21 protein-coding genes and 2 tRNA genes are annotated in these 26,401 nt (G+C 73.1%); 11 read left to right on the forward strand and 12 right to left on the reverse strand.

The genetic code is table 11. The features are described from left to right. Positions 1-289: 289 nt before the first annotated feature. From ABT015_RS24635 to ABT015_RS24645, 3 genes are all read left to right on the forward strand, one after another. Entirely contained in the window at positions 290-664 is a 375-nt protein-coding gene (locus ABT015_RS24635) for a DUF8844 domain-containing protein (RefSeq protein ID WP_350882564.1), read from the forward strand. A 169-nt stretch (positions 665-833) separates the two neighbouring features. After that, positions 834-1,391 (forward strand): bifunctional DNA primase/polymerase, encoded by a 558-nt coding sequence (locus ABT015_RS24640; protein WP_502897391.1) that lies wholly within the window; start codon positions 834-836, stop codon positions 1,389-1,391. Between the two features lie 68 nt (positions 1,392-1,459). Continuing rightward, positions 1,460-1,533: transfer RNA gene (locus ABT015_RS24645), tRNA-Lys, on the forward strand. Between the two features lie 132 nt (positions 1,534-1,665). Here the strand turns inward: ABT015_RS24645 and pgi are convergent. Both pgi and ABT015_RS24655 read right to left on the reverse strand, forming a co-directional pair. Next, on the reverse strand, positions 1,666-3,327 hold the full coding sequence (gene pgi / locus ABT015_RS24650) for a glucose-6-phosphate isomerase (RefSeq protein WP_350882566.1): 1,662 nt from the start codon (positions 3,325-3,327) through the stop codon (positions 1,666-1,668). A gap of 175 nt (positions 3,328-3,502) precedes the next feature. Continuing rightward, entirely contained in the window at positions 3,503-5,086 is a 1,584-nt protein-coding gene (locus ABT015_RS24655; protein ID WP_167745871.1) for a Na+/H+ antiporter, read from the reverse strand. 194 nt (positions 5,087-5,280) lie between these two features. On the opposite strand from ABT015_RS24655, the gene ABT015_RS24660 reads away from it, so the two are divergent. The 4 genes from ABT015_RS24660 (at position 5,281) to ABT015_RS24675 (ending at position 8,107) form a co-directional block, all read left to right on the forward strand. Next, positions 5,281-6,189, forward strand: a complete 909-nt coding sequence (locus ABT015_RS24660; RefSeq protein ID WP_350882568.1) for an NADP-dependent oxidoreductase — start codon at positions 5,281-5,283, stop codon at positions 6,187-6,189. A gap of 73 nt (positions 6,190-6,262) precedes the next feature. Continuing rightward, positions 6,263-6,336 (forward strand) — tRNA-Lys (locus ABT015_RS24665). Between the two features lie 164 nt (positions 6,337-6,500). Then, the gene (locus tag ABT015_RS24670; protein WP_350882570.1) at positions 6,501-7,472 is read left to right on the forward strand and encodes a GlxA family transcriptional regulator; all 972 of its coding nucleotides are present in this window, start codon (positions 6,501-6,503) and stop codon (positions 7,470-7,472) included. Beyond that, positions 7,472-8,107, forward strand: a complete 636-nt coding sequence (locus ABT015_RS24675) for a DJ-1/PfpI family protein (protein ID WP_350882572.1) — start codon at positions 7,472-7,474, stop codon at positions 8,105-8,107. The genes ABT015_RS24670 and ABT015_RS24675 overlap by 1 nt, the downstream gene beginning before the upstream one ends. Here the strand turns inward: ABT015_RS24675 and ABT015_RS24680 are convergent. Further along, entirely contained in the window at positions 8,104-9,294 is a 1,191-nt protein-coding gene (locus ABT015_RS24680; protein ID WP_350882574.1) for an MFS transporter, read from the reverse strand. The genes ABT015_RS24675 and ABT015_RS24680 overlap by 4 nt on opposite strands. Before the next feature lie 62 nt (positions 9,295-9,356). Continuing rightward, positions 9,357-11,096, reverse strand: a complete 1,740-nt coding sequence (locus ABT015_RS24685; RefSeq protein ID WP_350882576.1) for a chitinase — start codon at positions 11,094-11,096, stop codon at positions 9,357-9,359. A 236-nt stretch (positions 11,097-11,332) separates the two neighbouring features. Here ABT015_RS24685 and ABT015_RS24690 point away from each other — a divergent pair, with 236 nt between their 5' ends. After that, complete coding sequence (locus ABT015_RS24690) at positions 11,333-14,536, forward strand: S41 family peptidase (RefSeq protein ID WP_350882578.1); 3,204 nt, start codon at positions 11,333-11,335, stop codon at positions 14,534-14,536. Between the two features lie 63 nt (positions 14,537-14,599). On the opposite strand, the gene ABT015_RS24695 is transcribed toward ABT015_RS24690, so the two are convergent. Beyond that, on the reverse strand, positions 14,600-14,833 hold the full coding sequence (locus tag ABT015_RS24695; protein WP_350882580.1) for a hypothetical protein: 234 nt from the start codon (positions 14,831-14,833) through the stop codon (positions 14,600-14,602). A gap of 173 nt (positions 14,834-15,006) precedes the next feature. On the opposite strand from ABT015_RS24695, the gene ABT015_RS24700 reads away from it, so the two are divergent. After that, positions 15,007-15,813, forward strand: coding sequence for a phosphoribosyl-dephospho-CoA transferase MdcG domain-containing protein (locus ABT015_RS24700; protein WP_350882582.1), 807 nt, complete (start codon positions 15,007-15,009; stop codon positions 15,811-15,813). Positions 15,814-16,230: 417 nt separating this feature from the next. Here ABT015_RS24700 and ABT015_RS24705 read toward each other — a convergent pair whose 3' ends face one another. Continuing rightward, positions 16,231-16,368: a hypothetical protein gene (locus tag ABT015_RS24705; protein WP_350882584.1), complete on the reverse strand. Its 138-nt coding sequence runs from the start codon at positions 16,366-16,368 to the stop codon at positions 16,231-16,233. Positions 16,369-16,470: 102 nt separating this feature from the next. Here ABT015_RS24705 and ABT015_RS24710 point away from each other — a divergent pair, with 102 nt between their 5' ends. After that, a complete protein-coding gene (locus ABT015_RS24710) occupies positions 16,471-16,788 on the forward strand; it encodes a helix-turn-helix domain-containing protein (RefSeq protein WP_350882586.1) in 318 nt (105 codons plus the stop codon). 120 nt (positions 16,789-16,908) lie between these two features. On the opposite strand, the gene ABT015_RS24715 is transcribed toward ABT015_RS24710, so the two are convergent. The 4 genes from ABT015_RS24715 to snpA (ABT015_RS24730) form a co-directional block, all read right to left on the reverse strand. Continuing rightward, positions 16,909-18,984 carry a phosphocholine-specific phospholipase C gene (locus ABT015_RS24715; RefSeq protein WP_350882589.1) on the reverse strand — a complete coding sequence of 692 codons (2,076 nt, stop codon included), beginning with the start codon at positions 18,982-18,984 and terminating at the stop codon, positions 16,909-16,911. 215 nt (positions 18,985-19,199) lie between these two features. After that, positions 19,200-19,859 carry a pentapeptide repeat-containing protein gene (locus ABT015_RS24720; RefSeq protein WP_350882591.1) on the reverse strand — a complete coding sequence of 220 codons (660 nt, stop codon included), beginning with the start codon at positions 19,857-19,859 and terminating at the stop codon, positions 19,200-19,202. Positions 19,860-20,026: 167 nt separating this feature from the next. Further along, a complete protein-coding gene (snpA, locus tag ABT015_RS24725) occupies positions 20,027-20,650 on the reverse strand; it encodes a snapalysin (protein WP_350882593.1) in 624 nt (207 codons plus the stop codon). A 341-nt stretch (positions 20,651-20,991) separates the two neighbouring features. Further along, positions 20,992-21,633: a snapalysin gene (snpA, locus tag ABT015_RS24730; RefSeq protein WP_350882595.1), complete on the reverse strand. Its 642-nt coding sequence runs from the start codon at positions 21,631-21,633 to the stop codon at positions 20,992-20,994. 260 nt (positions 21,634-21,893) lie between these two features. Between snpA (ABT015_RS24730) and ABT015_RS24735 the strand changes: the two genes are divergently transcribed. Continuing rightward, a complete protein-coding gene (locus tag ABT015_RS24735) occupies positions 21,894-22,868 on the forward strand; it encodes a LysR family transcriptional regulator (RefSeq protein ID WP_350882597.1) in 975 nt (324 codons plus the stop codon). Between the two features lie 13 nt (positions 22,869-22,881). Here ABT015_RS24735 and ABT015_RS24740 read toward each other — a convergent pair whose 3' ends face one another. After that, positions 22,882-24,072 (reverse strand): low temperature requirement protein A, encoded by a 1,191-nt coding sequence (locus ABT015_RS24740; RefSeq protein WP_350882599.1) that lies wholly within the window; start codon positions 24,070-24,072, stop codon positions 22,882-22,884. 452 nt (positions 24,073-24,524) lie between these two features. Continuing rightward, on the reverse strand, positions 24,525-26,228 hold the full coding sequence (locus ABT015_RS24745; RefSeq protein ID WP_350882601.1) for an ABC transporter family substrate-binding protein: 1,704 nt from the start codon (positions 26,226-26,228) through the stop codon (positions 24,525-24,527). Between the last annotated feature and the right edge of the window lie 173 nt (positions 26,229-26,401).

A 26,401-nucleotide genomic window follows, 5' to 3' on the forward strand; every position in this document is an offset into this window, starting at 1 on the left:
GTCTCGGTCTCGGTCTCGGTCTCGGTCTCGGTCTCGGTCTCGGTCTCGGTCTCGGTCTCGGTCTCGGTCTCGGTCTCGGTCTCGGTCTCGGTCTCGGTCTCGCGGGCGGCGTACGCGCCGGACCCCCGAAGGAGTAGCGCGACCCCGGCGCGTGCGGGGGAATAGCGCCCGCACGCGCACCGTTCCGTTACGGGCTGCCGCCGCGCGACAATGGACGGCGGCCACGGCCGTGCGGCGCGGCCCGGAGCAGCCGCCGCCCACCCCCACCGAGACCCGGAGGTGTCCGTTCATGCCCGACTCCCACACGAAGGCGTCCGACCACGGCGGTCAGGCCGACCCCGCGCGGCGTCTGCGTCCGGTGCAGCTGCTGTTCGAGCCGCAGTCCGCCGAACCGGAGCCGGAACGATTCTTCGATCTGGAGTCGATCGACGACCCCGCGGACCTGCTGCGCCGCTCCACCGAGCTGGCCCTGGCCTTCCGGATGGCCGCCGAGCGGGCCACCGACTTCCAGGCGGTCGCCGCCGCGCAGCTGGCGGACCCGCGCCGCTTCGACGCGCTGTCCGACGCCGAGATCGCGCAGCGGGCGGACTGGACCCCCGACTACGCGGCCAAGATGATCGAGTACGGCCGCGGGCTGCTCCAGCCCCGCCGCCACGAGGACTGAGCGCAGCCGGACACGAGGCGCCGGAGCGGCAGGCCCCGGCGCTCCGGCGCCCCGGCATCGGCCGCTGGCATATGCACGAGCGGGGAAGGGTACGCGGTTCCCCGTCGTCCTGTCCGGCAAACCGCGCTTTCCCTCCCACCCGGCCCGCGGACGGCACAGGCTGCTGTCCGTGGACATCTGGACGTATCAGTCGGTGGAGTACGTCACCGTGGCCGGCGAGGCCTGGCTCGCCTCCGCCAGCGAGTACCCGCGCAGCATGCGCGCCCTCTGGGAGACCCGGCCGTGGGCGCCCTCGGTGCTGCCCTGCGGGCGCGCCTTCGACGTGATCAGCATGCCGTCGCTGTTCGGCCGCCGGGTGCTGGACGAGCTGTGGGCCTCCGGGCCGGGCTGCGGGCCGGTCGCCTCCTACCGGGGGCGGACGCTGCTGTTCGTCCAGCCCGGCGCGGGGCCCCGGCTGCGCCGGCTGCTGGCCTGGGAGGAGTGGGCCCGGGACGTGCCGCCCCTGCTGTGCCACGGCAAGGGCGACGCGGTGACCGTGCCGCCGGTGCAGCGGATGGTGAACGGCCCGGACTCCCCCGGGCTGGGCTCCGGCCGGTGGATCGTCGCCCCGGAGGACCGGGAGCCGTGGCTGCCGGGCGCCTCGGTGGTGCTGTGGGCGTGCGTGCGGGCGGCCCGGGAGCCGGCCGCGGCCGTGCCGGCCGGCGCGGCGGCCGTGACCGGAGGGTGAACGGAGGACGGCCGGTATTCGATTTTGGCGCGGACCCCGGGCGCTGCTAAAGTCTTCTCTGTCAGCAGGCGCCGCTAGCTCAGTTGGTTAGAGCAGCTGACTCTTAATCAGCGGGTCCGGGGTTCGAGTCCCTGGCGGCGCACAGACAGCCGGAAGGCCCCTTGCGAAAGCGAGGGGCCTTCCGGCGTTTCCCGTGCGAACCGGCGAACCGGCGAACCGGCGAACAAGGAGGCAGGACCGGGCCGCCCGCCGGAGCGGACGGCCCGACCGGGGCTCAGCGGCCGCGCAGCGCGCGGTAGCGGGCGACCAGCTCGGCGGTGGAGCTGTCCAGCTGCTCGGCGCCCTCGCCGGTCAGCAGCACCGGCTCGATCCGCTTGGCGAGCACCTTGCCCAGCTCGACGCCCCACTGGTCGAAGGAGTCGATGTTCCAGATCGCGCCCTGGACGAAGACCTTGTGCTCGTAGAGCGCGACCAGCTGGCCGAGCACCGAGGGGGTCAGCTCGGCGGCCAGGATGGTGCTGGTCGGGTGGTTGCCCTGGAAGGTCTTGTGCGGGACGAGTTCCGCGGGCACGCCCTCGGCCGCCACCTCCTCCGGGGTCTTGCCGAAGGCCAGCGCCTGGGTCTGGGCGAAGAAGTTGGCCAGCAGCAGGTCGTGCTGGGCGACCAGGCCCGGGAGCAGGTCGGCGACCGGCTTGGCGAAGCCGATGAAGTCGGCCGGGATCAGCTTGGTGCCCTGGTGCAGCAGCTGGTAGTAGGCGTGCTGGCCGTTGGTACCGGGGGTGCCCCAGACCACCGGGCCGGTCTGCCAGGTCACCGGCGAGCCGTCGCGGGTCACCGACTTGCCGTTGGACTCCATGTCCAGCTGCTGGAGGTAGGCGGTGAACTTCGACAGGTAGTGCGAGTAGGGCAGCACGGCGTGCGCCTGGGCGTCGAAGAACGCGCCGTACCAGACGCCGAGCAGGCCGAGCAGCAGCGGGACGTTCTGCTCCGGCGGCGCGGTGCGGAAGTGCTCGTCGACCAGGTGGAAGCCGTCCAGCATCTCGCGGAAGGCGTCCGGGCCGATGGCGATCATCAGCGAGAGGCCGATCGCCGAGTCGTAGGAGTAGCGGCCGCCGACCCAGTCCCAGAACTCGAACATGTTGTCGGTGTCGATGCCGAAGTCCCGCACGCCCTCGGCGTTGGTGGACAGCGCGACGAAGTGCTTGGCCACCGCCTCGGTGCCGGCTCCCAGCCCGGTGAGCAGCCAGTCGCGGGCCGAGACCGCGTTGGTGATGGTCTCGATGGTGGTGAAGGTCTTCGAGGCGACGATGAACAGCGTCTCGGCCGGGTCGAGGTCGCGGACCGCCTCGTGCAGGTCGGCGCCGTCCACGTTGGAGACGAAGCGGACGTCGAGGTCGCGCTTGGCGAACGAGCGGAGCACCTCGTAGGCCATCGCGGGGCCGAGGTCGGAGCCGCCGATGCCGATGTTGACGACGGTGCGGATCGGCTTGCCGGTGTGGCCGCGCCACTCGCCGCCGCGGACCCGCTCGGCGAAGCCGGCCATCTTGTCGAGGACGGCGTGCACGGCGGGCACCACGTTCTCGCCGTCGACCTCGATCACGGCACCGCGCGGGGCGCGCAGCGCGGTGTGCAGGACGGCGCGGTGCTCGGTGTTGTTGATCTTCTCGCCGCGGAACATCGCGTCCCGCAGCTCGGCGACCCCGGTGGCCGCGGCGAGTTCGCGCAGCAGCTCCAGCGTCTCGTCGGTGACCAGGTGCTTGGCGTAGTCCACGTGCAGGTCGCCGACCTGGAGGGTGTAGCGGCGGCCGCGCTCCGGGTCGGCGGCGAACAGCTCGCGCAGGTGCGTCTCGCCCAGCGCGGCCCGGTGCTTGCCGAGGGCGGCCCACTGCGGGGTGCGATCGAGCGGGGTGCGGGCGTCGGCACGGGTCTCCGACATCGGTGGTTCCTCGATTCATCTGGGTGCGGAAACCGGCAGGGCCAGGCGGTGAGGGTCTCGCGAGGTCGTGCGGGTACTGGTGGTGCGCCGACTCCGTTGACGGCCTGCCCGGGCTCAGCCTATGCAACCGCGGAGCAGGTCGCGCACATTCCGCCCGGCGGGGCCGGACAGGCCGTCACTTGCGTTCCGAGCGCAGGTCCAGCCCCCGCAGCACCTGGTCGACCAGCTCCGGGTCGGCGCCGAGTTCGCTACGGGCGGCGAGCATCTCGCGCCGGGAGGCGGCGATCATCTCCTGTTCGACCTCCCGGGCGGCCCGCCACTGGCTGAGCCGCAGCTTGGCCTCGGCGGCCTCCTCCTCGGCGTAGTTCTCCGGGCAGAGCCGGGCCAGCCGGTCGTGCTGACGGTCCCGCAGGCGGTCGGCGACCTCGGCGGGCAGCCGGTCCTGCTCCTCCAGTTCGCCCAGCCGCCTGAGCCCGGCCTTGGCGGCCCGCCACCAGAGCTGGCGGACGGCCTGCTCGTGCTTGTCCTGGTCGATGTCCAGTTCGAACCGCTTGGCCAGCCAGGGCAGGGTGAGGCCCTGCACCAGCAGGGTGAACAGCACCACGCTGAAGGCGATGAAGACCAGGCGGCCGCGCTCGGGGAACTCCTCGCCGGAGTGGAGGGTGAGCGGGATGGCGAGGGCCAGGGCGACGGTGGCCACGCCGCGCATGCCGGACCACCAGAGGATCACGCTCTCCTTCCAGCTGAACGGGGTGTCCTCGTCGTCGCCGCTGCGCAGCTTCTTCGACAGCCAGCCGGCCGGCAGCAGCCAGAGCAGCCGGACCACCACGACCACGCCGATGACCACGGCGGCGTCGCCGATGAAGCCGGTCCAGCCGCGGCCGGCCTCCTTGAGCACGGTGGCCAGCTCCAGGCCGATCAGGCCGAAGGCGACGCCGGTGATCAGGATCTCGACGACCTCCCAGAAGGCGTTGCCGACCAGCCGGAAGGAGACGGCGTCGGCGTCGGAGGCCCGCTCGGCGAGGTAGAGCGCGCAGACCACGACGGCGAGCACGCCGGAGCCGTGGATCTCCTCGGCGATGGCGTAGGCGGCGAAGGGCACCAGCAGGTTGAGCGCGACCTGCTGGGTCGGGTCGTCCAGTCGCTCGGCGAGCTTGGTGTTGACCCAGCCGAGGGCGATGCCGACGACCACGGCGAGCACCGCGGACAGGATGAAGCGCAGCACCGCGTGGCCGACCGAGAAGTCGCCGCTGACCACGGCCTCGATGGCCAGCGAGTAGACGACGATCGCGGTGACGTCGTTGAACAGGCCCTCGCTCTCCAGGATCGACACCAGGCGCCGGGGCAGGCCGACGCTGCCGGCCACCGCGACGGCGGCCACCGGGTCGGGCGGGGAGACCAGCGCGCCGACCGCGATCGCGGCGGCGACCGGCAGGGCGGGCAGCAGCCAGTGCACCGCCCCGGCCACGGCGGCCGTGGTGACCACCACCAGGGCGACGGCCAGCAGCAGGATCGAGCGGACGTTGGCCTTGAAGTAGCGCACCGAGGAGCGCCGGGCGACCGCGAAGATCAGCGGCGGCAGGACCAGCGGGAGGATCAGCTCGGGCTCGATGGTGACGTCCGGGATCTGCGGGACGAGCGCCATGACGATGCCGAGCAGGGTCATCAGGACCGGTTGCGGTACTCCGGTCTTGCGTGCGAGCGGCATGGTCACCACGGAGGCGAGCAGCACCAGGAAGAACAGGGGCAGCTGGCCCACGGAAACGTTCCTCTCCACAACGGACGGCTGAGCGCCGCCCAGGATAAATCTGACAATGCGCCCATCAGTGAAGACACGCCGAACAATGGCTTGACCTCAAGCGGACTTCAGGTCTGAGGATCGGGGGTGGCCGAACAGTTGATTCGAACAGTCAAGCGGTCGGATGTCGAACATTCGAGAGGGCGGGAGCAGACATGAAGGCGGTCACCGTGACGCGGTCCGGCGGTCCGGAGGTCCTGCGGGTCACCGAGGTGTCCGCCCCGGAACCCGGGCCGGGCGAGGTGCGGGTGCGGGTCTTCGCGGCCGGGGTGCAGCCGGTCGACCTCGCGATCCGGGAGGGCTTCCGCCCGCCGGGGGCCGTCGCCGAGCCGCCGTTCGTTCTCGGCAACGAGTTCGCCGGAGTGGTGGACCGGCTCGGACCGGACGGCTCCGGCTGGCAGGTCGGCGACGAGGTGCTGGGCTTCCGTCTCCTGGAGAGCCAGGCCGAGCTCGTCACGGTGGACGCCGCCCAGCTGGTGGCCAAGCCCGCCGGCATGCCCTGGGAGCAGGCCGGCTCGCTCTCCGCCTCCGGCCAGACCGCGCACCTGGCGCTCACCCTGCTCGCGGTCGGCCCCGGCGACACCGTCCTGGTGCACGGCGCCTCCGGCGGGGTCGGCACCGTCGCCGTCCAGCTCGCCCGGGCCTGGGGCGCCACCGTGATCGGCACCGCGAGCGAGCGCAACCACGACTACCTGCGCGGCCTGGGCGCGATCCCGGTCGCGTACGGCGAGGGGCTGGTCGAGCGGGTCCGGGCGGTGGCGCCGCAGGGCGTGGACGCCGCCTTCGACGCCGCCGGGCGGGGCGCGCTGGCCGCCTCCGTCGAGCTGGTCGCCGACCGGAGCCGGATCGGCACCGTGGTCGACTACGCGGAGGCCGAGCGGCTGGGCGCACGGGGGCTGCGGGGGCCGCGCACGGCCGCGCGGCTGACCGAGCTGGTGCGGCTGTGGGAGGCGGGCGGGCTGCGGCTGAAGATCGCCGAGGCGCTGCCGCTGGAGCGGGCCGCCGAGGCCCACCGGCTGGTCGGCGCCGGGCACGTCCGGGGCAAGGTGGTCCTGGTGCCGTGACGGCCCGCGCGCGGCCGCCCGGGCCGATTGTGTGTTTCGGCTGCTGACCAGGTAATGTTCTCCGCGTCAGCAGGCGCCGCTAGCTCAGTTGGTTAGAGCAGCTGACTCTTAATCAGCGGGTCCGGGGTTCGAGTCCCTGGCGGCGCACAGACAGCCGGAAGGCCCTTCGCGAGAGCGAGGGGCCTTCCGGCGTTTCCGCGCTCCCCACCGGCGCCACCGCCGACACCCCGCCGGCATCCCCCGCCAGCCGTGGCAGGAAAGGTGGGAAACGGGTCATTGCTGCCACTGCGGCCCGGTGACAGGCTGGTCGCATGAGAGCGCGCAGCGTGGTCGTCGTCCTCTACGAGGGCGTGCAGAGCCTCGACGTGGCCGGTCCCGTGGAGGTCTTCACGGGGGCGGGCGCGGCCGCCGGGCAGCCGGGGGCGTACCGGGTGACCACCGCCTCCCCGGGCGGCGGGCCGGTGCGCAGCCACAGCGGACTGCGGCTGCTGCCGGACGCGGATCTGGCCGAGGTCGGGCCGGTGCACACCCTGCTGGTCCCCGGCGGGCTGGGCAGCGGTCTCCCGGACGGTGCGCTGGTCGCACGGATCCGGGAGCTGGCCGGCCGGGCCGAGCGGGTGGTGTCGGTGTGCACCGGGGCCTTCCTGCTCGCCGAGGCCGGGCTGCTGGCCGGGCGCCGGGCGACCACGCACTGGGCGTACTGCGAGGAGCTGGCCCGGCGGTTCCCGGACGTCGAGGTGGACCCGGACCCGATCCACGTCCGGGACGGGAACGTCGCCACCTCGGCCGGGGTCACCGCCGGGATCGACCTGGCGCTGGCCCTGGTCGAGGAGGACCTGGGACGCGACGCCGCGCTGCTGATCGCCCGCCACCTGGTGGTCTTCCTGCGCCGACCGGGCAACCAGGCCCAGTTCAGCACCCAGCTGGCCGCCCAGGTGGCGGTCCGGCAGCCGCTGCGCGAGGTGCAGCGGTGGATCGCCGAGCACCCCGAGGCCGACCTGTCGGTCGAGGCGCTGGCCCGCAGGTCGGCGCTGTCACCGCGGCACTTCGCCCGGGCCTTCGCCACCGAGGTGGGGGTGACCCCGGGCCGGTACGTGGACGGGGTCCGGCTGGAGGCCGCCCGGCGGCTGCTGGAGGACACCGCCGACGGCATCGAGGAGATCGCGCGCTCCTGCGGCTACGGCACCCCGGAGGCGATGCGGCGCGCCTTCGTCCGGTCCCTGGCCGCCTCGCCCGCCGAGTACCGACGCCGCTTCCGACCCGATCCTGCTGGAGGACACTGATGCGCATCGCCGTTCTGCTCTACGACGAGTTCACCGCCCTGGACGCCGTCGGCCCCTGCGAGGTGCTGTCCCGCATCCCCGGCGCCGAGGTGGTGTTCACCGCCGCGAAGCGCGGCCCGGTCCGCACCGACATGAAGACCCTGTCGCTGACCGCGGAGGCCGCCCTGGACGAGGTGGACGCGGCCGACGTGCTGCTCGTCCCGGGCGGGCCCGGGACGGAGGCCCGGCTGGCCGACCAGGCCGTGCTGGAGTGGGTGCGCGCGGTGGACGCCACCACCACCTGGACCACCTCGGTCTGCTCGGGCTCCCTGCTGCTGGGCGCCGCCGGGCTGCTGGCGGGGCGCCGGGCCACCTCGCACTGGTGCTGCCTCGACGCGCTGAAGAAGTTCGGGGCGGAGCCGACCGGGACGGAACGGGTCGTGGTCGACGGCAAGTACGCGACCGCGGCCGGGGTCTCGGCCGGGATCGACCTCGCGCTGACGCTGACCGGCCTGATGGCCGGGGACGCGACCGCGGAGGCGATCCAGCTGGTCATCGAGTACGACCCGCAGCCGCCGTACTCGGCGGGCTCGGTCGCGTCGGCCCGGCCCGAGCTGGTCGCCGAGCTGCTGGCCAACGGGCTGCAGCTGCGCTAACCACGATCGGCCGGGAAGCCGTGTCGGCGGGCGCCGGTGACCACTGCCAGGACGGGCAGCATCAGGGCGAGCACCGTCCAGGGCAGGGCGCCGGTGCCCAGGCGGCCCAGCACCAGGCCGCCGACCACGCCGCCGCCCGCCATCGCGGCGTTCCACAGGGTGACCAGCACCGCCTGGGCGGCGTCCGCCCGCTCGCCGCCCGCGTCGCCGACGGCGGTCTGCAGCAGGGTCGGGGCGCCGCCCCAGCCCAGGCCCCAGAGCGCGGCGGCGGTGTACACCAGCGGTGTGCTGTGCGACCAGAGGCCGAGCAGGCCCGCGGTCAGGGCGACCAGCAGCGCGCCGCCGATCGTCAACCGCCGTAGCCGGCGGTGGATGTGGGCGCCGGTGAACCAGATGCTCGCCAGCGAGGCCAGGCCGAAGACCAGCAGTACGGTGTCGGTCGCGTCGCCGAGGCCGGTCCGGTCGAGGAAGGGCGCGATGTAGGTGAACAGGACGGTGTGGGCGAGCACGAGGAGCACCGTCACGGCGAGCACCGGCGCCACCCCGGGCACGGTGAGCACGGTCCGCACCGGGGCGCGCTCACCGGCGCATTGTCCGGGCTGGTCCGGCAGCAGGGCCGCGATCGAGCCGATCACGCCGAGCGCCAGTGCCGTCATGGCCAGGAAGGGCACCCACCAGGCGAGCGCCCGGCCGAGGAAGGCGCCGACCGGCACTCCCAGCGACAGCGCCACCGGCACGCCCGCCATCGCCACGGCCATGGCCCGGCCCTGCCGTTCGACCGGCACCAGCCGGCGCGCGTACCCGGCCAGCAGCGCCCAGGCGAGGCCGGCCGCGACGCCCGCGAGGAAGCGGGCGGCCAGGGTGAGCGGGTAGTTCGTGGAGGCCGCGGTGACGGTGTTGGCGGCGGCGAAGCCGGCCATCGCGGTGAGCAGCAGCCGCTTGCGGCCCCAGCCGGCGGTGGCTGCGGTGAGCGGGATCGCGGTGGCGGCGGTCCCGAGCGCGTAGACGGTGACGGTCTGCCCGGCGGCCGACTCGCTGACGCCGAGGGCGCCGCTCATCCCGGGCAGCACGCCGGCGGGCAGGGTCTCGGTGAGCGCGGTGACGAAGACGGCGGTGGCCAGGGCGAGCAGGGCGGGCAGCGGAAAGGGGCTGCGGGCTGCGGGAGTCGGGAGCTGTGTGGTCGCCATGGGAACCATGCTCGATCCTCACACCGGTGTCAGGTTCAAGCACGGTTCCCGGCGACGTCACCTCAGCGGCGGAAGTAGCTGTCGAAGTTCTTGGAGAACTCCCGGCCGCCGAACTGGTCCCAGTTGACGGACCAGGTCATCAGCCCGCGCAGGTTCGGCTGGGCGCCCGAACGCGGCACGTACGAACCGCAGTTGGCCAGCCTGGTGAGGCAGTCCAGGGCCTTGTTCACCTCGGCCGGGGCGACGTAGCCGTTGCCGGCGTTGGTGGTGGCCGGCATGCCGATGGCCACCTTGGAGGCGGGCAGCGGCGGGAACACGTTGTTCGCGTTGCCCGCCACCGGGAAGCCGTTGAGCAGCAGGTCGGTCATCGCGACGTGGAAGTCGGCGCCGCCCATCGAGTGGTACTGGTTGTCCAGGCCCATGATGGAGCCGGAGTTGTAGTCCTGGACGTGCAGCAGGGTGAGGTCGTCGCGCAGCGCGTAGATGACCGGCAGGTACGCCCCGGCGCGCGGGTCCTGGCCGCCCCAGGGGCCGGAACCGTAGTACTGGTAGCCGAGTTGGACGAAGAAGGTCTCCGGCGCCATGGTCAGCACGAAGCCCGGGCCGTACTTGGCCTTGAGGGTCTTCAGCGCGGAGATCAGGTTGACGATGACCGGGCTGGTCGGGTTCTTGAAGTCGTTGTCACCGGTGTTGAGGGAGAGCGAGTGCCCCTCGAAGTCGATGTCCAGGCCGTCCAGGCCCCACTTGTCGATGATCGCCGAGACCGAGCTGACGAAGGTGTCGCGGGCGGCGGTGGTGGTCAGCTGGACCTGGCCGTTCTGGCCGCCGATCGAGATCAGCACCTTCTTGCCCTGGGCCCGCTTGGCGGCGATGGCGGCCTTGAAGTCGGCGTCGGACTCCACGGTCGGGCAGTCGGTGACGGAGCAGCGGTTGAACCGGATGTCGCCGGAGGTGACGGAGGTGGGCTCGCCGAAGGAGAGGTCGATGAAGTCCCAGGAGTTCGGGACGTCGGCCATCCGGGTGTAGCCGGCGCCGTTGGCGAAGCTGGCGTGCAGGTAGCCGACCAGGGCGTGGCTGCCGGGCGGCGGCGGGGTGGTCGGGGTGCCGGTGGGGGTCCCGGTGGGGGTCCCGGTGGGGGTCCCCGTCGGCGTCCCGGTGGGGGTGCCGGTGGGCGTTCCCGTCGGGGTCCCGGTCGGGGTGCCGGTGGGCGTCGCGGTCGGCGTGGGCGTCGGGGACCCGGTGGGCGTCGGCGTCGGGCTGGGGGCGCCCGGCCCGTCCAGCGAGACGTCGTCCGCGTAGTAGGTCCCCTGGCCGTACCAGCCGTGGGTGTAGACGGTGGCGCTGGTCTGGGTGGCGCCGGTGGTGAAGCTGACGCTGAGCTTCTGGTAGCCGCCGCCGGTGCCGGGGGTCCAGGTGCTGGGGCCGCCGCCGTCGACGCCCAGGTAGACGTACGAGCCGTTGACGTACGCGCTGAGCGTGTACGTGGTGCCGGGGGCGACGGTGACGGTCTGGCCGCACTGGGCGGTGTCGCCCGCGGTGGCCGCGGCGGCGAGGGCGTAGCCGCCGCCGTGCACCGGGCTGGTGACGACGCTGCCGGAGTTGCCGGTGCAGCTCCAGGGGCCGAGCGAGCCGGACTCGAAGCCGCCGTTGACCAGGAACTCGCCGGCCGAGGCGGCGGGCGCCAGGCCCAGGGTGACGCCGACCAGGGTGGCCGCGGCGACGGCGGAGGCGGTGCCGGCGGCGAGCAGGGTGCGGGACTGCTTCCGGCGGGCGGGGGCGGGTACGGGTGTGGTTCTGCGCATGCGGGGGCTCCTGCGATGGCGCGGTCGTGGGGGACGTCCGAGGGCACGCCGGAGCACGCGCCAGTGGGGGGAGGAACGGCCCGGCCTGGCACCCAAGTTGGACTAGACCACTGAAGTGGATTCGACACTGCGGTGTCAATGGTCCAGACCGGTCAGCGGCCTACGCACCGACCGCCGGGCGGCCCCGACGGGCCGCCCCGGTTGCCGGGGGTGACACCCCGTCGAAGGATGGAGGGGTGACCCCGCCCGGCTACCTCCGCTACCCCCACCTGCACGGCGGACTGCTCGCCTTCACCGCCGAGGACGACATCTGGATCGCCCCGCTGGACGCCGACGGCGCCACCGGCCGGGCCTGGCGGGTCAGCTGCGACCGCACCCGGGTCAGCCACCCCCGCTTCTCCCCCGACGGCCGCACCCTCGCCTGGACCAGCTGGCTGAACCTGACCCCCGAGGTGTGGACCGCCCCCGTCGAGGGCGGCGAGGCCGAACGGCTCAGCCACTGGGGCAGCCAGGACACCCGGGTGCGCGGCTGGCTCCCGGACGGCGAGGTACTGGCCGTCACCTCCTACCACGAGCCGTTCGGCCACTACACCTGGGCGCACGCCCTGCCGCCCGACGGCTCCCCCGGCCACCGGATGCCCTGGGGCCCCGTCGGCGACGCCCAGATGAGCCGCGAACGCACCGTGCTGCTCACCGGCGCCGCCCCGCACGAGCCCGCCGCCTGGAAGCGCTACCGGGGCGGCGCCACCGGCCGGCTCTGGGCGGACGGCGAACAGATCCTGGCCGGACACCCCGGCCACCTCGCCTCACCCATGCCCGTCGCCGGGCGGATCGCCTTCCTCTCCGACCACGAGGGCATCGGCAACGTCTACTCCTGCCGCCCCGACGGCACCGACCTGCGCCGGCACACCGACCACGCCTCCTACTACGCCCGCGAGGCCGCCACCGACGGCACCCGGATCGTCTACCAGCACGCCGGCGACCTCTGGCTGCTGGAGAGCCTGGACGCCCCCGCCCCGCGCCGGCTCGCCGTCCCGCTCGGCGGCGCCCGGGCCGGCCGCCGCCCGTACCAGGTCAACGCCGCCTCCCAGGTCAAGGACCTGGCCTGCGACCAGAGCGGCCGGGCCGGGGTGATCACCGTGCGCGGCAGCCAGTACTGGCTCACCCACAAGGACGGCCCGGCCCGCGCGCTCGCCGACACCCCCGGGGTGCGGACCCGGCTGCCGGTGATCCTCGGACACACCGGCGAAGCCGCCTGGATCACCGACGCCGAGGGCGCCGACGCGATCGAGGTGATGCCGCTGCCGGGGCACGAGGACACGGAGAAGCACCGCCACCGGGTGCTCGCCGCCGACCGGATCGGCCGCGTCCTGGAACTCACCGCCTCCCCCGACGGCGCCCACCTCGCCGTCGCCGCCTCCGACGGGCGACTGCTGCTGGTCGCCGCCGCCGACGGCGCCGTCCGCGAACTCGCCGCCTCCGGCTACGGGCCGGTCTCCAGTGCCCGCTTCTCCCCCGACTCGCACTGGATCGCCTGGTCCCAGCCGGTCGCCGGGCGCTCGCTGCGCCGGATCCGGCTCACCCGCACCGAAGCACCCGGGCCGGTCACCGAAGTCACCGACGGCCGCTTCGAGGACGAGCAGCCGGTGTTCACCCGGGACGGCCGCTACCTGGCTTTCCTGTCCTGGCGCGGCTTCGACCCCGTCCACGACGTGCACACCGGCGACCTCTCCTTCCCGCTCGGCTGCCGCCCCTACCTCGTCCCGCTCACCGCCGACACGCCGTCCCCGTTCGCCGCGCCCGCCGAGGACGGCGCCCCGCGCGGCGACGGCGGCGGCGACGGCACCGTCCGCGTCGACCCGCAGGGCATCGGCGAGCGGCTGCTGCAGTTCCCCGTGATCGCCTCCAAGTACTCGGCCACCGACGCGGTGCGCGGCGGCCTGGTCTGGCTGCGCTGGCCGATCTCCGGCACCCTCGGGCAGACCTTCGCCAGCCCCGACGACACCTCCGGCCGCCCCTCGCTGGAGTACTTCGACCTCGCCCGGGGCACCCGCACCACCCTCGTCGACAAGCTGGACGGCTACGCCGTCTCCGGGGACGGCGGCTCGATCGCGGTCTACTCGGCCGGGACCCTGCGGATCGTCCCGGTCACCGGCGGCGCCGGCAGCACCGTCGACCTGCGGCGGATCACCCACACCGTGCACCCCGCCGCCGAGTGGCGCCAGGCCTACCACGAGGCCGCCCGGATCGTCCGGGACCAGTTCTGGGACGAACGGATGTCCGGCCTGGACTGGCCCGCCCTGACCTCCCAGTACGAGCCGCTGCTGGAGCGGGTCTGCTCACCCGACGACTTCGCCGACCTGCTGCGCGAACTCCTCGGCGAACTCGGCACCTCGCACGCCTACGTCACCCCGTCCCGGCGCGCCGAGGGGCCCTCGCTCGGCCAGCAGCCGCTCGGCCTGCTCGGCGCCAACGCGCACCGCTCCCCCGACGGACGCTGGCTGGTCGAGCGGGTGCTGCCCGGCGAGACCTCCGACCCGCGCGCCCGCGCCCCGCTCGCCGCCCAGGGCGTCCGGGACGGCGACGAACTGCTCGCCGTCGGCGGCCGCCCGGTGGACCCGGTGCGCGGCCCGCTGCCGCTGCTGGCCGGCACCGGCGGCACCACCGTCGAACTGGCCCTGCGCGGCAGCCCGGACGGCCCGGTACGGCGGATCACCGTCACCCCGCTGACCGACGAACGGGCCGTCCGCTACCAGGACTGGGTGGCCAAACGCCGCCTCCTGGTCCGGGAGTTCAGCGACGGCCGGTGCGGCTACCTGCACATCCCGGACCTCGGCGGCTCCGGCTGGGCGCAGTTCAACCGCGACCTGCGGCGCGAGCTGGACAAGCCCGCACTCGTCCTGGACGTGCGCGGCAACGCCGGCGGCAACGTCTCCGAACTCGTGCTGGAGAAACTCACCCGGCACGTCCTCGCCTGGGACTTCGGCCGGGACCGCCAGCCGGTCCGCTGGCCCCGGCACGCACTGCGCGGCCCGCTCGTGGCGCTCGCCGACGAGGCGACCAGCTCGGACGGCGACGTGGTCATCGCGGCGATCAAACTGCTCGGCCTCGGCCCCGTCGTCGGGAACCGGACCTGGGGCGGGGTCGTCGGGATGACCGGGCGGCACACCCTCGGCGACGGCACCCGGATCTCGGTGCCCAAGAACGCCTCCTGGTTCGAGGGCGGACTCGGCTGGTCGGTGGAGAACCACGGCGTCGAACCGGACGTGCACGTGCTGCGCACCCCGCGCGACTGGGCCCGCGGGCGCCACCCCGAGCTGGTCGCCGCCGTCCAGCTGGCGCTGGACCTGCTGGAGGACGCGCCCGCCGCGGCGCCCCCGCCGCAGGACACCCCCCGGCCGGACCTGCGGCGCCCGCCGCTGCCGCCGCGGGCACGGTGACCTGGGGGCCGGGGGCCGGGGGCCGGGGCTTGAGACTCGGGGGCTCGGGGGTCTTCCGGGGTTTCAGCCCCAGGGGTCGCCCTCGGCCGTCATGTTCTCGGCCGCGCGCCGGTCCGCCTCCTCCTGGGCGACACGGGCACGCCGCTCCGACTCACGGGCCTCCTGGGTCTCGCGGGCCCGCTCGATCTCCGGGCTGTACGCGTCCACGGCCTCGTCGTGGGCGATGGCGGCACGCTCGGCGGCGTCCTGCCCGGTCCCCTCGTGCGCCTTGTGGCGGAACCTGTCGAAGATGCCCATGACTCCTCCTCCGAACGGATACCGGGCTTCCCCCACTCTCACACCGGGCACCCGGAGCCGCACGTTGAGCCTTTGGTCCCTGGTGAACGCGCCCAACGGCCGTGGCGCGGAGGTGGCCACCCGGCGCAGATTGGAGCCGTCGGCCGAACTGACGCCACCGTCTGGAGCCCACCGTGACCGTCGTACCTTCCGCCCGCCAAGCCCGGCGCCCCGCCGAGGACCCCCACGACGGGCCGCGCCGGCGGGTCGGGCCGCTGGCCGTGCTGGACGGGCGGCTGCCCGGCACCCACGACCTGCTGCTGATGCAGTGCCCCAGTTCGCTGCACCCGCTGGCGGGCGGCGAACTGCCGGACTGGGCGCGCGCCGTCCTGCGGGTGCACCCGTGGGTGACGGTCGGCCGGGCCCCCTCCCTGGTCGGCGCCCCGGCGGACGTACCGCACCCGCAACGCTGCACCCGGGACCGGGAGGCCGCGCCCGAACAGTGGATCCCGGTGACCGTGCGCGGCCCGCGCCCCGGGCAGCGACTGGACGCCCTGGCGCCCTGGGCCGCAGTCGCCCGCACGCTGCGCCCCGAGCAGTTGGCCGGGCGGTGCGGGCGGCTCGACCCCGAGCGGGTCGCCGGAATCCCGGCACTGGCCCTGCTCCCGGCGGTCGGCCGGATCGTCGCGGACCACCGGCTGTCCTGGGGCCCGATCGGCGCGGTCGGCTACGAGCTGGGCACCGGCGTACCCGTCGCCGGGCCGCTGAGCCCGCTGCGACTGGTCCTGCGCACCCCGCACCCGATCAGCCGCCGGGACGCGCTGCAACTGCGGCGGGCGCTCAGCAGGCTGCCGGTCCCGGTGCAGGCCGAACTGGAGACCCGCTACGGCTCGGTCCAGCTCGCCGAGTACGCGGCCTCGCCGTACACCCTCACCCTGCTGACGCCGGACGGGCCCCGGGAGGTCCGCGATCCGTGGTTCCCGCGCGGCCCGTTCGTCTGAGCCGTCAGGTCAGTCGGGCCGGTTGGCCGGTTGGGCGGTTGGGACGCCGGCCGGCGCTGAGCCACCAGCAGGCGGCCCGGGCCTCACGCATCAGGCCGAGGACCGCGCGGCCGAACCTCGGCATCACGGTTCACCACCGTCCGGACCTTCCGGCGCCCGAGGACGACCAAGGGGTCTTCGAACGGCTGGTTCGCCAGGTAGCCCGCCGACCAGGCGACGCCCCACCGGGAACAGTTCGGGCAGTTCCACGTCCGTCCGGCGGCGTTGGCGTCGTCGAACAGATCGACCGGGGCGCAGCAGTCCGGTGCGGGACAGGAGGGGTGGTCGGTCATCGGCGGCGGCCCCGGCCGAGTCGCCGCCAGGTGGCCCGCCGGATGGGGGACTCGGACGCGACGATGCCGAGGGCCGGTCGGCGCTTCACGCGGTCCGGCCACGGGGCTCGGCGGGGACGCCCACGTGGACGACCTCCTTGTCGGCCGTCCCGTCCTTGACCAACTTGACCGACTCGCCGACCTGCAGGCGGCAGAGCGGCCCGGTCGGGGACTTCTCGCCCATCACGACTGACTCCGTTCCGTAGCTTGATGACTACCCGGGGTCGTCACTGTCCTCTAGCATTGGACGTCCTTCAACCTCTCAAACGTGCCTGGAGAGTGGCCCATGAACAAGGCCGAGCTGGACCCCGGCTCGTCTCCAACCGCCGAGTTCGGTGCATTCCTCCGCAGCTCACGAGGGGTAAGGGGTTGGCGGCAGGAGGATCCGGCAAGCGCCATCGACTATTCACCCACGCACGCGTCGACCGTGGAAACCGGTCGACGTCACCCGACAGAGCGCCTCGCTCGCGAACTTGACGAGGCCTTCGGACTGGTGCTGACCGTCGTCCCACTGCGCGGCGATCGGGATGCCCGCGGCGGCGGCCTGGAACCAGCCGGGCTCGTCCACGCCGCGGTCGACGAGGTGCAGGCGGTGGGCGGGTGACCGTACTGCGGGAGCGGACCCGCGACGACTCCGCCGTCCGATCCCCCTGTTCGGTCCGCCCAAGACCCCACTGCCCGGCGAGGCGGGCAGTGGGGTCTCCGTTCTACGTAGCAGCGACCGTCAGCCGGTGACGCTGGAGGTGCCCGTCTCCAGGTGGCCGGTGAAGCGCTGGGACCAGGTGCTGTCGGCGTCGACCGTCACCGTGAAGTCGTACCAGCCGTTGTTGTAGGCCACGGCGTTGAAGAAATCGGTGACGTTGCCGCCGGCGGGGACCTGGTACGTCCAGGGGCCGTCCGTGCGGTAGTTGTTGGAGGCGATGGTGAAGGTCATCGGCGTCGCACCGGAGTTGGCGAGCTTGAAGTAGACCGCCGGCTTGCCCGTCCCCGGCTCGACCGCGTACGAGGCGGTGACGGCCGCGTTCTTGCCGGCCTTGGTGGCGTCGCCCTTGAAGCGGCGCAGGAAGCGGTTGGGGCCGACGACGGTGAGGTCGTAGGGGCCGCCGCCGAAGTTGGTGCCGCAGTTGAAGAAGTCGCTGGTGGTGCCGCCCGGGTCGACGGTGTACTGCCAGGGGCCGCCGCTGCGGTAGGCGTTGGCGTAGGCGGCGAAGTGGGCGGACTTCGCCGCTGCCGCGCCGCCGTTGTCCATCGCGATCCAGACCTTCATCACGCCGCCGGAGCCGAACTCCAGGTGGTCCAGGTTGGCGTTCGGCTGGTACGGCAGGGCGCGGGCCGGCCGGGTGCCGGTCTCCTGGATCGGGAGCTGGTTGTTGACCGGGGCCGGGTTGGGCAGCGGGCCGCACGCCGACAGGCCGATGGTCTGCGAGGTGTCGGGCAGCCCGGGCAGGCCGTAGACGGGGTTGGCGAAGTCGAACGCGCTGGTCAGGTCGCCGCAGACGCGGCGGCGCCAGTCGCTGATGTTCCGGCATTGCGCGGGCGTGCCGAGGGCGGCGGTCCAGGTCTCCAGGAAGCGCAGCACGGAGGTGTGGTCGAAGGTCTCGGAGTTGACCCAGCCGCCGCGGGTCCAGGGTGAGACGGCGATCATGGGGACGCGGAAGCCGAGGCCGATGTTGGTGCCGTTGTAGAACTCGCCCGGGGTGCCGGCGGGGGCGGCCGGCGGCGGGACGTGGTCGAAGAAGCCGTCGTTCTCGTCGTAGTTGATGAACAGGACGGACGAGTTGAAGACGTTCGGGTCGGCGTTCAGCGCGTCGATCACCAGGTGGACGAAGTGCGCGCCGTCGGCCGGGGTGGCGTACGGGTGTTCGGAGGAGGCCTGGTCGGGGACGATCCAGGAGACCTGCGGGAGGGTGCCGTTCAGCACGTCGGCCTTGATCGCGGCGGCGATGTCGTCCGGGGTCCTGCCGGTGGCCTTGGGCACCGAGCCCATGCCCTTGACGGCCAGCGGGCTGCCGGCCGGGGCACCGGAGAACTGGGTGAAGTACGCGAGGGCGTTGTCGCCGTAGTTGTCGGCGGCGTTCTGGTAAACCTTCCAACTGACGCCGGCGCTCTCCAGCGCCTCCGCGTAGGTCTGCCAGCGCAGGCCCTTCTCGTCGCCGCCGTCGTACGCGGGGCCGCCGGCGCTGCCGGCCGGGTCGATCTGGCCGGACCAGTGGTAGGTGCGGTTGGGGCCGGTCGCGCTGAGCACGGAGCAGTGGTAGGCGTCGCAGATGGTCCAGTTCTCGGCCAGCGCGTAGTGGAACGGGATGTCCTGGCGGGTGAGGAAACCGAGGGTGCGGACGTTGCCCTTGGCGGCGACCCAGGAGTCCATCTTGCCGCTGTTCCAGGCCTTGTGCTGATCGCTCCAACCGTGGCTGAGGTCGCCATTGCACTGGGCGAGGCGCTCGGGGTCGGCGCCGCCGGCCGGCTTGGTCTGGCTGAACTGCCACGGGTACTGGCGGCCGAGCAGGCCGTTGGGCTGGTTGAAGACGCTGTAGCCGCCGGCTATCTGGATGGCGCTGCGGTCGGCGAAGCCGCGCACGCCGCGCAGTGTGCCGAAGTAGTGGTCGAAGCTGCGGTTCTCCTGCATCAGGATCACCACGTGCTGCACGTCGTTGATGGTGCCGGTCTGCCGGAGCGTGGCGGTGGAGGCCACCGCGGGCGCGCCGGGGGCGGCCCCTGCGGCGCTGGTGCCGGCCACGGCGAGTCCCGCCGCGGCGGCACCGGACAGTGTGACGAACTTCCTACGACTCAGCTCGGCCATCAGCCCGGCCCGTCCCTTCGTTGGCGATCTGGCGATCTTGCGATGTTGTGTACACAAGTCGGGGCTCATCGATCGCGCAGCATCTTCCACCCCGGCCGGAGGCGCCCACCAGATGCGCGCGGCAGGGTTGGCGGACTGTTCGTCCGGGTGTCACCGAGCGACGCCGGGCTGAACGGGCGGCGGAAACGCCGGGGAGGGACGGGGCGGGCGGCTGGTCAGCGGTCCTTGACCTCGATTCCCAGCGCGTGGGCGAACTGCGGTGCCAGTTCCAGCAGTTGGGTGGAGCTGATGACCGCGCCGCGCAGCCCCTGGTGGCCGTCCGCGAGTCCGAGCCGGGCGGCCCCGCGCAGGTCGGTCTTCTTCAGGGTGGCACCGCGCAGCCGGACCTCCTCCAGCGTGGAGCCGGGGAAGGACACCTCGGTCAGCTTGGCCTCGCCGAAGTCCACGTCGCGCAGCAGGCAGTCCTCGAACACGACGTCCCGCAGCACGGCCGCCCGCAGGTTGACCGCCTCCAGCTTGCAGCCGCGGAACACCACCCGGCGCAGCGCCGAGCCGTACCCGGCGACCCCGGCCAGCACGCCGCCGACGAAGGCGCTGTCCTGCCACTCGGTGTCGCTCAGGTCGCAGGCCACCCAGCGGCCGGCCTGCACCCAGACCTCGTTGAACCGGGCCTGGCGCAGCTTGACCCCGCTGAGCGCGACCCCGGTGAAGGCGCACTCCAGGAACGCCGCCCCGGCCGCCGACTCGTCGGTGTGCTCGCCGCCGTCGAAGTGCGTGGTGTCGTACCGCTCGTCGCTGCGCAGCCGCCCGGTGTGGGGGCGGAGCAGGTCCGCGTACGGCAGGTCGGTGAGCTGGTCGGGGGCGGAACGCGGCATGGCGGCGGCACCTCACGGTCGGGGGCGAACGGGTCTCGCCCGCATGCTCGCACGCGGCACCGACAACACCCGGGACGACCACCCGCCGAGGGGCGACGGCCACCAGACGGCGGCGCCCCGGCCCGGCCGCTGCGGACTGCGGCCGGACCGGGACGCCTGCCGGACGATCAGCCGCGCGCCCAGAGGGAGTTGACGCGGCTGCGCTCGGTGCTGTTCGGGTACGGGTTGGTGCAGGAGGTGCCCGGGCCGCCGCCGGACATCAGCTCGCTGCACGGCCCGGAGTAGTGGTCCGGCAGGCCGAGCACGTGCCCGGTCTCGTGCGCGGTCACCCGGACCGAGTTGTACTGCCGGTTCTGCTGGTAGTCGAGGAAGACGTAGCCGCGCCCGTGGCCGTCGGTGCTGGCGTAGGAGCCGCGGCTGTCGTTGCCCTCGTAGTACGAGAAGTCGCCGCCCGAGCCGGCCCGCAGCTGGACGTTGCTGACCGAGCTGTTCCAGATCTGCGCGGCGTTGGCTATCTGGGTGCGGAAGGTCGGTGCCGAGCTGGCGTCGTAGGTGACGACGACGGTCGCCAGGTTCGGGCTGGCGGCCTGCTTGGCCTTGGCGGAGGCCATCACGGCCTGGAAGAACGCCTGGTTGTTCGCGGCCTCGGCGGCCGAACCGGCGTACGTCGAGGCGGTGTAGCCCTGGACGGCCGGGCCGGGGGTGGCCGCGGACGCGGCGGTGGCGGGCAGCACGGCGAGACCGGCCGCGAGGGCCAGGCCGAGGGTCGCGGACAGCACGGATCGCTTCATGTGGGGGCTCCGATTCCGGTGGTGCCGTGGCCGGTTGGGGGCCGGCCCTGGGGGACACCTGGTCAGCGGGTGATGTCCCCAGAGCTTCGGGCAGCCCGGCGGGCGGGCGGATGATGTCAACCCGCGATAGCTTCGATCAATACCCCTTGCCGTAAAGGGATTTGAGATGTCTTTAACCGGCCTTGACTCATGCGTGCCCCTGGCATTCCGCTCCACCGGCGGTTAGGCTCCCGATCGGGGAAGCAACCGAGCGGCGGGCCACCCGATTCCGGCCGGGCGGCCCGCCGCACCCGAAGGGCATCGGCAACTTCCCTGGCGACGCGACGAGTTCGCGGGCTTGCCTAGTTCACGGACTCGACGCCGTTCGACCAGAGGCTGTCGACCTGGCCGCGCTCGTTGCTGTCGGGGTAGGGGTTGGTGCAGGACGGGCCGGGGCCGCCGCCGGACATCAGCTCGCTGCATGGCCCGGAGTAGTTGTCGGGCAGGCCGAGCACGTGGCCGGTCTCGTGCGCGGTGACGCGCAGCGAGCTGTACTGCTGGTTCTGCTGGTAGTCGAGGAAGACGTAGCCGTGGCCGTGGCCGTCGGTGCTGGCGTAGGAGCCGCGGCTGTCGTTGCCCTCGTAGTACGAGAAGTCGCCGGTGCCGCTGCTCGCCTGGAGCCGGACGTTGCTGACCGAGCTGTTCCAGATCTGCGCGGCCTGGGATATCTGACTGGTGAAGGAGGGCGCACTGGCGGTGTCGTAGGTGACGGTGACGGTCTGCAGCCACGGGTCGGCGGCCTGCTTGGCCTTGGCGGAGGCCATCACGGCGTGGAAGAACGCCTGGTTGTCGGCGGCCTCGGCGGCCGAACCTGCGTACGTCGAGGGGGTGTAACCCTGGACGGCCGGGCCGGGGGTGGCCGCGGACGCGGCGGTGGCGGGCAGCACGGCGAGACCGGCCGCGAGGGCCAGGCCGAGGGTCGCGGACAGCACGGATCGCTTCATGTGGGGGCTCCGGATTCGCGGTACGCCGAATCGCCGGGGCCGGTGGGGGCCGGACACGGCTGCGGCGACGGTGGGGGCGCCCCGGTGGGGCCGGGGCGGATTCGCTGCCCCTGAGCTTCGACCCGACCTGGCCCGCGGCGGATGATGTCAACCGGCGATAGCACCGCCGCATAGCGGCGGGGCCCGCCACGTGCCCTCCTGCCGCGTTTTGTTCTGTCATGTCCTTGGCGATATAGCCGGGTGGCGTCTATGCTCCGGGCGTGGAGCTCGACGTGAGACACCTCCGGGTGGTGTGCGCTATCGCCGACACCGGCAGCCTCCGCAAGGCCGCGCTCCAGCTCGGCATGACCCAGCCCTCCCTCACCACCCAGCTGCACCGCATCGAACGGGCCATCGGCGGCACCCTGTTCACCCGCGAGCAGACCGGCAGCCGACCCACCGCGCTCGGCCACTCGGTGCTGTCCCGGGCCCGGCCGGTGATCACCGAGATGGCCGCGCTGGTGGCCGCCGCCCGCCAGGAGGCCCGCGACGCGGCCGGCCCCGGGCGGCAGCGCCGGCTGCGGATCGGCAGCGTCGGCAGCCGGGCCGTCGCCGCCTGGCTGCGCCGGGTGCACGAACGGCTCCCGGACACCGACACCACCATCCACGTCGACGTCTCGGCCAGCGCCCTGCTGCGGATGGTCGCCGCCGACCAGCTGGACGTGGCCTTCGTCTACGAGAGCGAGGGCTTCCCGCTACGGGTGCCGCCGGACGCCGAGCACCGGGTGCTGATGTCCCGTGAGCCGCAGTTCGTCGCGCTCGCCGCCGGACACCCGGCCGCCGCCCGCCCGGTCGTCCACCTGACCGACCTCGCCGAGGACACCTGGATGGTCGACCCGACCGCCGACCACGAGTACGCGGCGATGCGCCGGGTGTTCAGCGATGCCGGGCTCAACCCCCGGGTGGTCCAGGTGCGGGACAACGCCACCGCCGCCGAACTGGTCGCCTCCGGCGAGGCCGTCCGCCCCTGTCAGCCGACCTCCGCCCCCGGGCCCGGCACGGTGGTGCGCCCCGTGCACGGGGACCCGCTGGCCGTCCGACTGCTGCTCACCTGGCGCCCGCGCGCGCTCAGCCAGCCCGCACTGGACGCGCTGTACGGCGAACTGCGCGCCGCCTACCTGGACCTGGCCAAGGTCAACCCGGCCTACCTGGCCTGGCTGGCCCGGCACGAGCCGATCCTGCTGGACTGCGCCTGAGCATCAGCCCCCGTCAGCCCTCCCGGCTGTACAGCAGCACGCCCACCGCCACGGTCAGCGCGCAGACCAGGCCCGCCGCCAACACACCGGAGCCGCCGAGCGCGGTGCAGGCCAGCACCAGCACCGCCGCCGTCGGGGCCAGCGCCTGCGCCAGGCCGGTCTTGGTGTGCCGGGAGTGCAGCAGCCAGACCGTGAGCAGGTAGAGCGCGGTGGGCACGGTGACCGTCGCGGTGGCGGCCGTCGCGGAGATCTCCGCCTGGTGCACGGCCGACTCCACCGCCACCTCCAGCCCGGTGCCGACCGCGGCGGCCGCGCCGAACACCAGGTAGTGGCCGTACCCCCAGGCGAAGGCCTGCCGGTTGGAGCGCAGGTGCCCGTGGACCGGCCGGGCGAAGTAGATCCACCAGGCCGCGAAACAGATCAGCAGGCCGCCGACCGCCACCGGCAGCAGCCGGCCCAGCTCCTCGTGCTCGTCCACCGCCGACTGCACTGCGACCGTCGCGGCCGCCACCGTCTCGCCGAGCACGATCAGGGTGAACAGCCCGTACCGCTCGGCGATGTGGTGCGGGTGCCAGGAGGTCTGCATCCGCAGTTCGGCGACCACCGGCACGGCCAGCTCGCACAGCACCCCGAGCGGGATTGCCACCGGCCGAACGGCGTCCGGCAGCAGCACCACCACCACCCAGCCCACCTGGCAGAGCGCGATCCCGACCGCGTACCGCACGGCGACCCGGCGCGCCTCGCCCTGCTCGCTGGCCGCCGCGCGCAGCCACTGGGTGACCATCGCCAGGCGCATCACCACGTACCCGGTGATCGCCAGCGTCAGGTCCTGGGTGGCGAACAGCCGTGGCACCCCGGCCGCGAGGACCAGCACCCCGGCGATCTGCACCAGCGTGGTGACCCGGTACGGCACGTCGTCGCAGTCGTAGGCGGAGGCGAACCAGGTGAAGTTCATCCAGGCCCACCAGATCGCGAAGAAGGCGATCGAGTAGCCGCGCAGACCGTCGCCGTAGTGCCCGGCCGCCAGGGAGTGGGCGAGTTCGCGCCCGGCCTGGCCGACGGCGACCACGAAGCAGAGGTCGAAGAAGAGTTCCAGCGGGGTGGCGACCCGGTGCGGCTCGTCCCGCTCGCGCGGGACCATCCGGCGCACCGGGGGCGGGTCGACGGGGCGCGGGTGGGGGGCGGCGGCGGACTCGCTGGCCATCGGTGCTGCTCCGGGGTCGGGAGGGCTGGCTGTCCCGCGCATCCTGGCAGTGGTCCGGGCCCCGCGCACGCACCGCCGCGACGGGCGCAGCGGTTCGCGATCCCGGGATCGATTGCGCCTTTCGTCCCCTTTTTTCCTTGCCGTCAGCCGTAGTTGACGCCCCGGTGCGCGAACCGGGTGACAGCGCGGCGGGTTTCCGGGCGCGCCCCGCGCGCTGCGCCGCGGCCGGCCGGACGGCCCCGCTAGATTCGTCCCCGGTTGGAAGCGAGCGCGGGCCTTGCGGGGCCCCACGACACGGGCGGCCTGCGGGCAACGCGGAAGGTCAAGGCCGGTGGCAGGAGAGCGGGGGCGGCGGAGCCGACCTTCCCGTGTCCGTACCACCGGCCTCGTGATCACCGCGCTGCTCGCCAGCGCCTGCCGCCCGGTCGCTCTCGCCGCGTGCGCGGCGGGGGCTACTTCTCCCAGCCGACCTTGGCGTAGTCCTCCCCGGCCAGGCCGAAGGCGCCGTAGTTGGCGAGGCCCTTGCGCGTCGCCACCACGGTCGGCCGCTGGTAGAGCTCGACGGTGTGGCCGAGCTCCCAGATCTTCGCGTCGGCCTGGTTGTAGAGCTTCGCGGCCTCCACCGGGTCGACCGTCCCGGCCGCCTTCTTGAGCAGGTCGTCGACCTCCGGGCTGCCGATCCGCGAGGGGTTGTTGAAGGTGTTGTCCCCCACCGGCAGGCGGAAGTTGCCCAGGCTCTTGGAGAGCGGGAACGAGTCGGTGTTGCGCCAGCTCGCGATCTCGAACTTGCCCGGGTTCACGTACTTGGTGAAGAAGTCGTTGGCGGGCACCTTGTCCAGGCTCACCTTGACCCCGGCCTGCAGCCACATCGCGGCGGCGGCGGTGGCCAGGTCGATCTGGGCCTGCGGGGTGGACTCGTTGACCGTCCAGTGCAGTTGCAGCGACTGGCCGTCCTTGGTGCGCGGCTGGCCGGCGCCCGCCTCCTTCCAACCGGCGTCGTCCAGCAGCTTCTTGGCGGCGGGCACGTCGAACTTCGCCCACTCGCCCGAGTTGTCCTGGTAACCGGTCTGGTTGGGCATGAAGATGTGGTTGCCGAGCGGCTTGAACTCCACCGGCACGCCGTTGTTGGCGATCTTGATCAGCGCGGACCGGTCGAGCGCCTTGCCGAGCGCCTGGCGGACCTTCTGGTCGGCCAGCGCCCCGCCGGAGCCGAAGGAGATGTGCACCTCGTCCCACGGGCTGGCGGCCCGGATCGCGGTGTCCTTGGCATCCTTGAGCTGCCCGTACGCGGCGGCGGTGCCGGCCGTGGCGAGGTCGATCTCGTTGTTGAGGTACGACTGGGTGGTCGCGGACTGGGTCATCACCCGGAAGGTGATCTTGTCCGCCTTGGCCTTGGTGCCCCACCAGGCCGGGTCCGGGACGAGCGTGAGGGTCTGCGCGGTCTTGTCCGCCACGCCGATCTTCAGCGCGCCCGCAGTGATCGGGATCTTCTCCACCCAGCCCTTGTTGAAGTCGTCCGGGGTGGCGATGCCGGCCGCCGGGATCAGCGGGCGGAACAGGTTCTGCCAGTCCGCGTACGGCTCGGAGAAGGTGACCTTCACCTCGCTCGGGTCGGCCCCCTGCTCGACGGCGGAGATCTGCTCGTAGCCGGACGGGTCGGCAATGTTGTACGCCGGGTCCTTGCCGTTGCTGGCCTGCCAGTCGGCCTTGAAGTCCAGGTAGCTGAGCGGCTTGCCGTCCGACCACTTGGCCTTGGGGTTGAGCTTGTAGGTGATCACCTCGGGCGAGGTCGAGGTGACCTTGGCGTCCAGCAGGTAGTCGGTGTCGGGCTGGAAGGTGCCGGAGGCGTCCGTGTTGAAGAGCGACGGTTCCAGGGCGCGCATGATCGAGACCGCGTCGCCGTAGGTACCGTCCACCTGGAACGGGTTCCACTGGGTGATCCACTGGTACAGCGGGAACCGCACCTCGCCGCCGTCCTTGACCTGGTCCAGCGGTCTGGCGTTGATGTCCTGGGAGTCCTGCCGGGGCGGCTCGCTCTTCGCCACCTTGTCGGCCGAACCGCCCCCGCCCGAGGTGCACGCGGTGACCGCCAGCGCGACGGCGACGGCGAGGGCCGTCGCCCGGCCGAGGCGGCGGGCCGTGGTGGAAGCGTCCATGGAATCCCCCTGGTGTGGTCTTCGAAACGGGCGGTAACGGGCAGTTGTGCCGCGCGAGGTGTGGCGGGGCTTGAGCGTGGGCAGCCAAGTCGGCACCGGGCCAGCAGAACGTAACAGCCGATCAGTTCCGTCACCAGGGGGAGGACCGCACACCTGATCCAGAAGTCATCCGC

The sequence above is a fragment of the Kitasatospora sp. NPDC094016 genome (genome assembly GCF_040304045.1).
Lineage (GTDB): Bacteria > Actinomycetota > Actinomycetes > Streptomycetales > Streptomycetaceae > Kitasatospora.

What these genes read in the sequence shown, in the direction of transcription:
- ABT015_RS24695 (WP_350882580.1), bottom strand. Translation starts at nt 14,833, where the DNA reads ATGGGCATCTTCGACAGGTTCCGCCACAAGGCGCACGAGGGGACCGGG.
- ABT015_RS24740 (WP_350882599.1), bottom strand. Translation starts at nt 24,072, where the DNA reads ATGGCCAGCGAGTCCGCCGCCGCCCCCCACCCGCGCCCCGTCGACCCG.
- ABT015_RS24635 (WP_350882564.1), top strand. Translation starts at nt 290, where the DNA reads ATGCCCGACTCCCACACGAAGGCGTCCGACCACGGCGGTCAGGCCGAC.
- ABT015_RS24710 (WP_350882586.1), top strand. Translation starts at nt 16,471, where the DNA reads ATGAACAAGGCCGAGCTGGACCCCGGCTCGTCTCCAACCGCCGAGTTC.
- ABT015_RS24675 (WP_350882572.1), top strand. Translation starts at nt 7,472, where the DNA reads ATGCGCATCGCCGTTCTGCTCTACGACGAGTTCACCGCCCTGGACGCC.
- snpA (WP_350882595.1), bottom strand. Translation starts at nt 21,633, where the DNA reads ATGAAGCGATCCGTGCTGTCCGCGACCCTCGGCCTGGCCCTCGCGGCC.
- ABT015_RS24705 (WP_350882584.1), bottom strand. Translation starts at nt 16,368, where the DNA reads ATGGGCGAGAAGTCCCCGACCGGGCCGCTCTGCCGCCTGCAGGTCGGC.
- ABT015_RS24660 (WP_350882568.1), top strand. Translation starts at nt 5,281, where the DNA reads ATGAAGGCGGTCACCGTGACGCGGTCCGGCGGTCCGGAGGTCCTGCGG.
- ABT015_RS24680 (WP_350882574.1), bottom strand. Translation starts at nt 9,294, where the DNA reads ATGGCGACCACACAGCTCCCGACTCCCGCAGCCCGCAGCCCCTTTCCG.
- snpA (WP_350882593.1), bottom strand. Translation starts at nt 20,650, where the DNA reads ATGAAGCGATCCGTGCTGTCCGCGACCCTCGGCCTGGCCCTCGCGGCC.
- ABT015_RS24685 (WP_350882576.1), bottom strand. Translation starts at nt 11,096, where the DNA reads ATGCGCAGAACCACACCCGTACCCGCCCCCGCCCGCCGGAAGCAGTCC.
- ABT015_RS24720 (WP_350882591.1), bottom strand. Translation starts at nt 19,859, where the DNA reads ATGCCGCGTTCCGCCCCCGACCAGCTCACCGACCTGCCGTACGCGGAC.
- ABT015_RS24670 (WP_350882570.1), top strand. Translation starts at nt 6,501, where the DNA reads ATGAGAGCGCGCAGCGTGGTCGTCGTCCTCTACGAGGGCGTGCAGAGC.
- pgi (WP_350882566.1), bottom strand. Translation starts at nt 3,327, where the DNA reads ATGTCGGAGACCCGTGCCGACGCCCGCACCCCGCTCGATCGCACCCCG.
- ABT015_RS24745 (WP_350882601.1), bottom strand. Translation starts at nt 26,228, where the DNA reads ATGGACGCTTCCACCACGGCCCGCCGCCTCGGCCGGGCGACGGCCCTC.
- ABT015_RS24715 (WP_350882589.1), bottom strand. Translation starts at nt 18,984, where the DNA reads ATGGCCGAGCTGAGTCGTAGGAAGTTCGTCACACTGTCCGGTGCCGCC.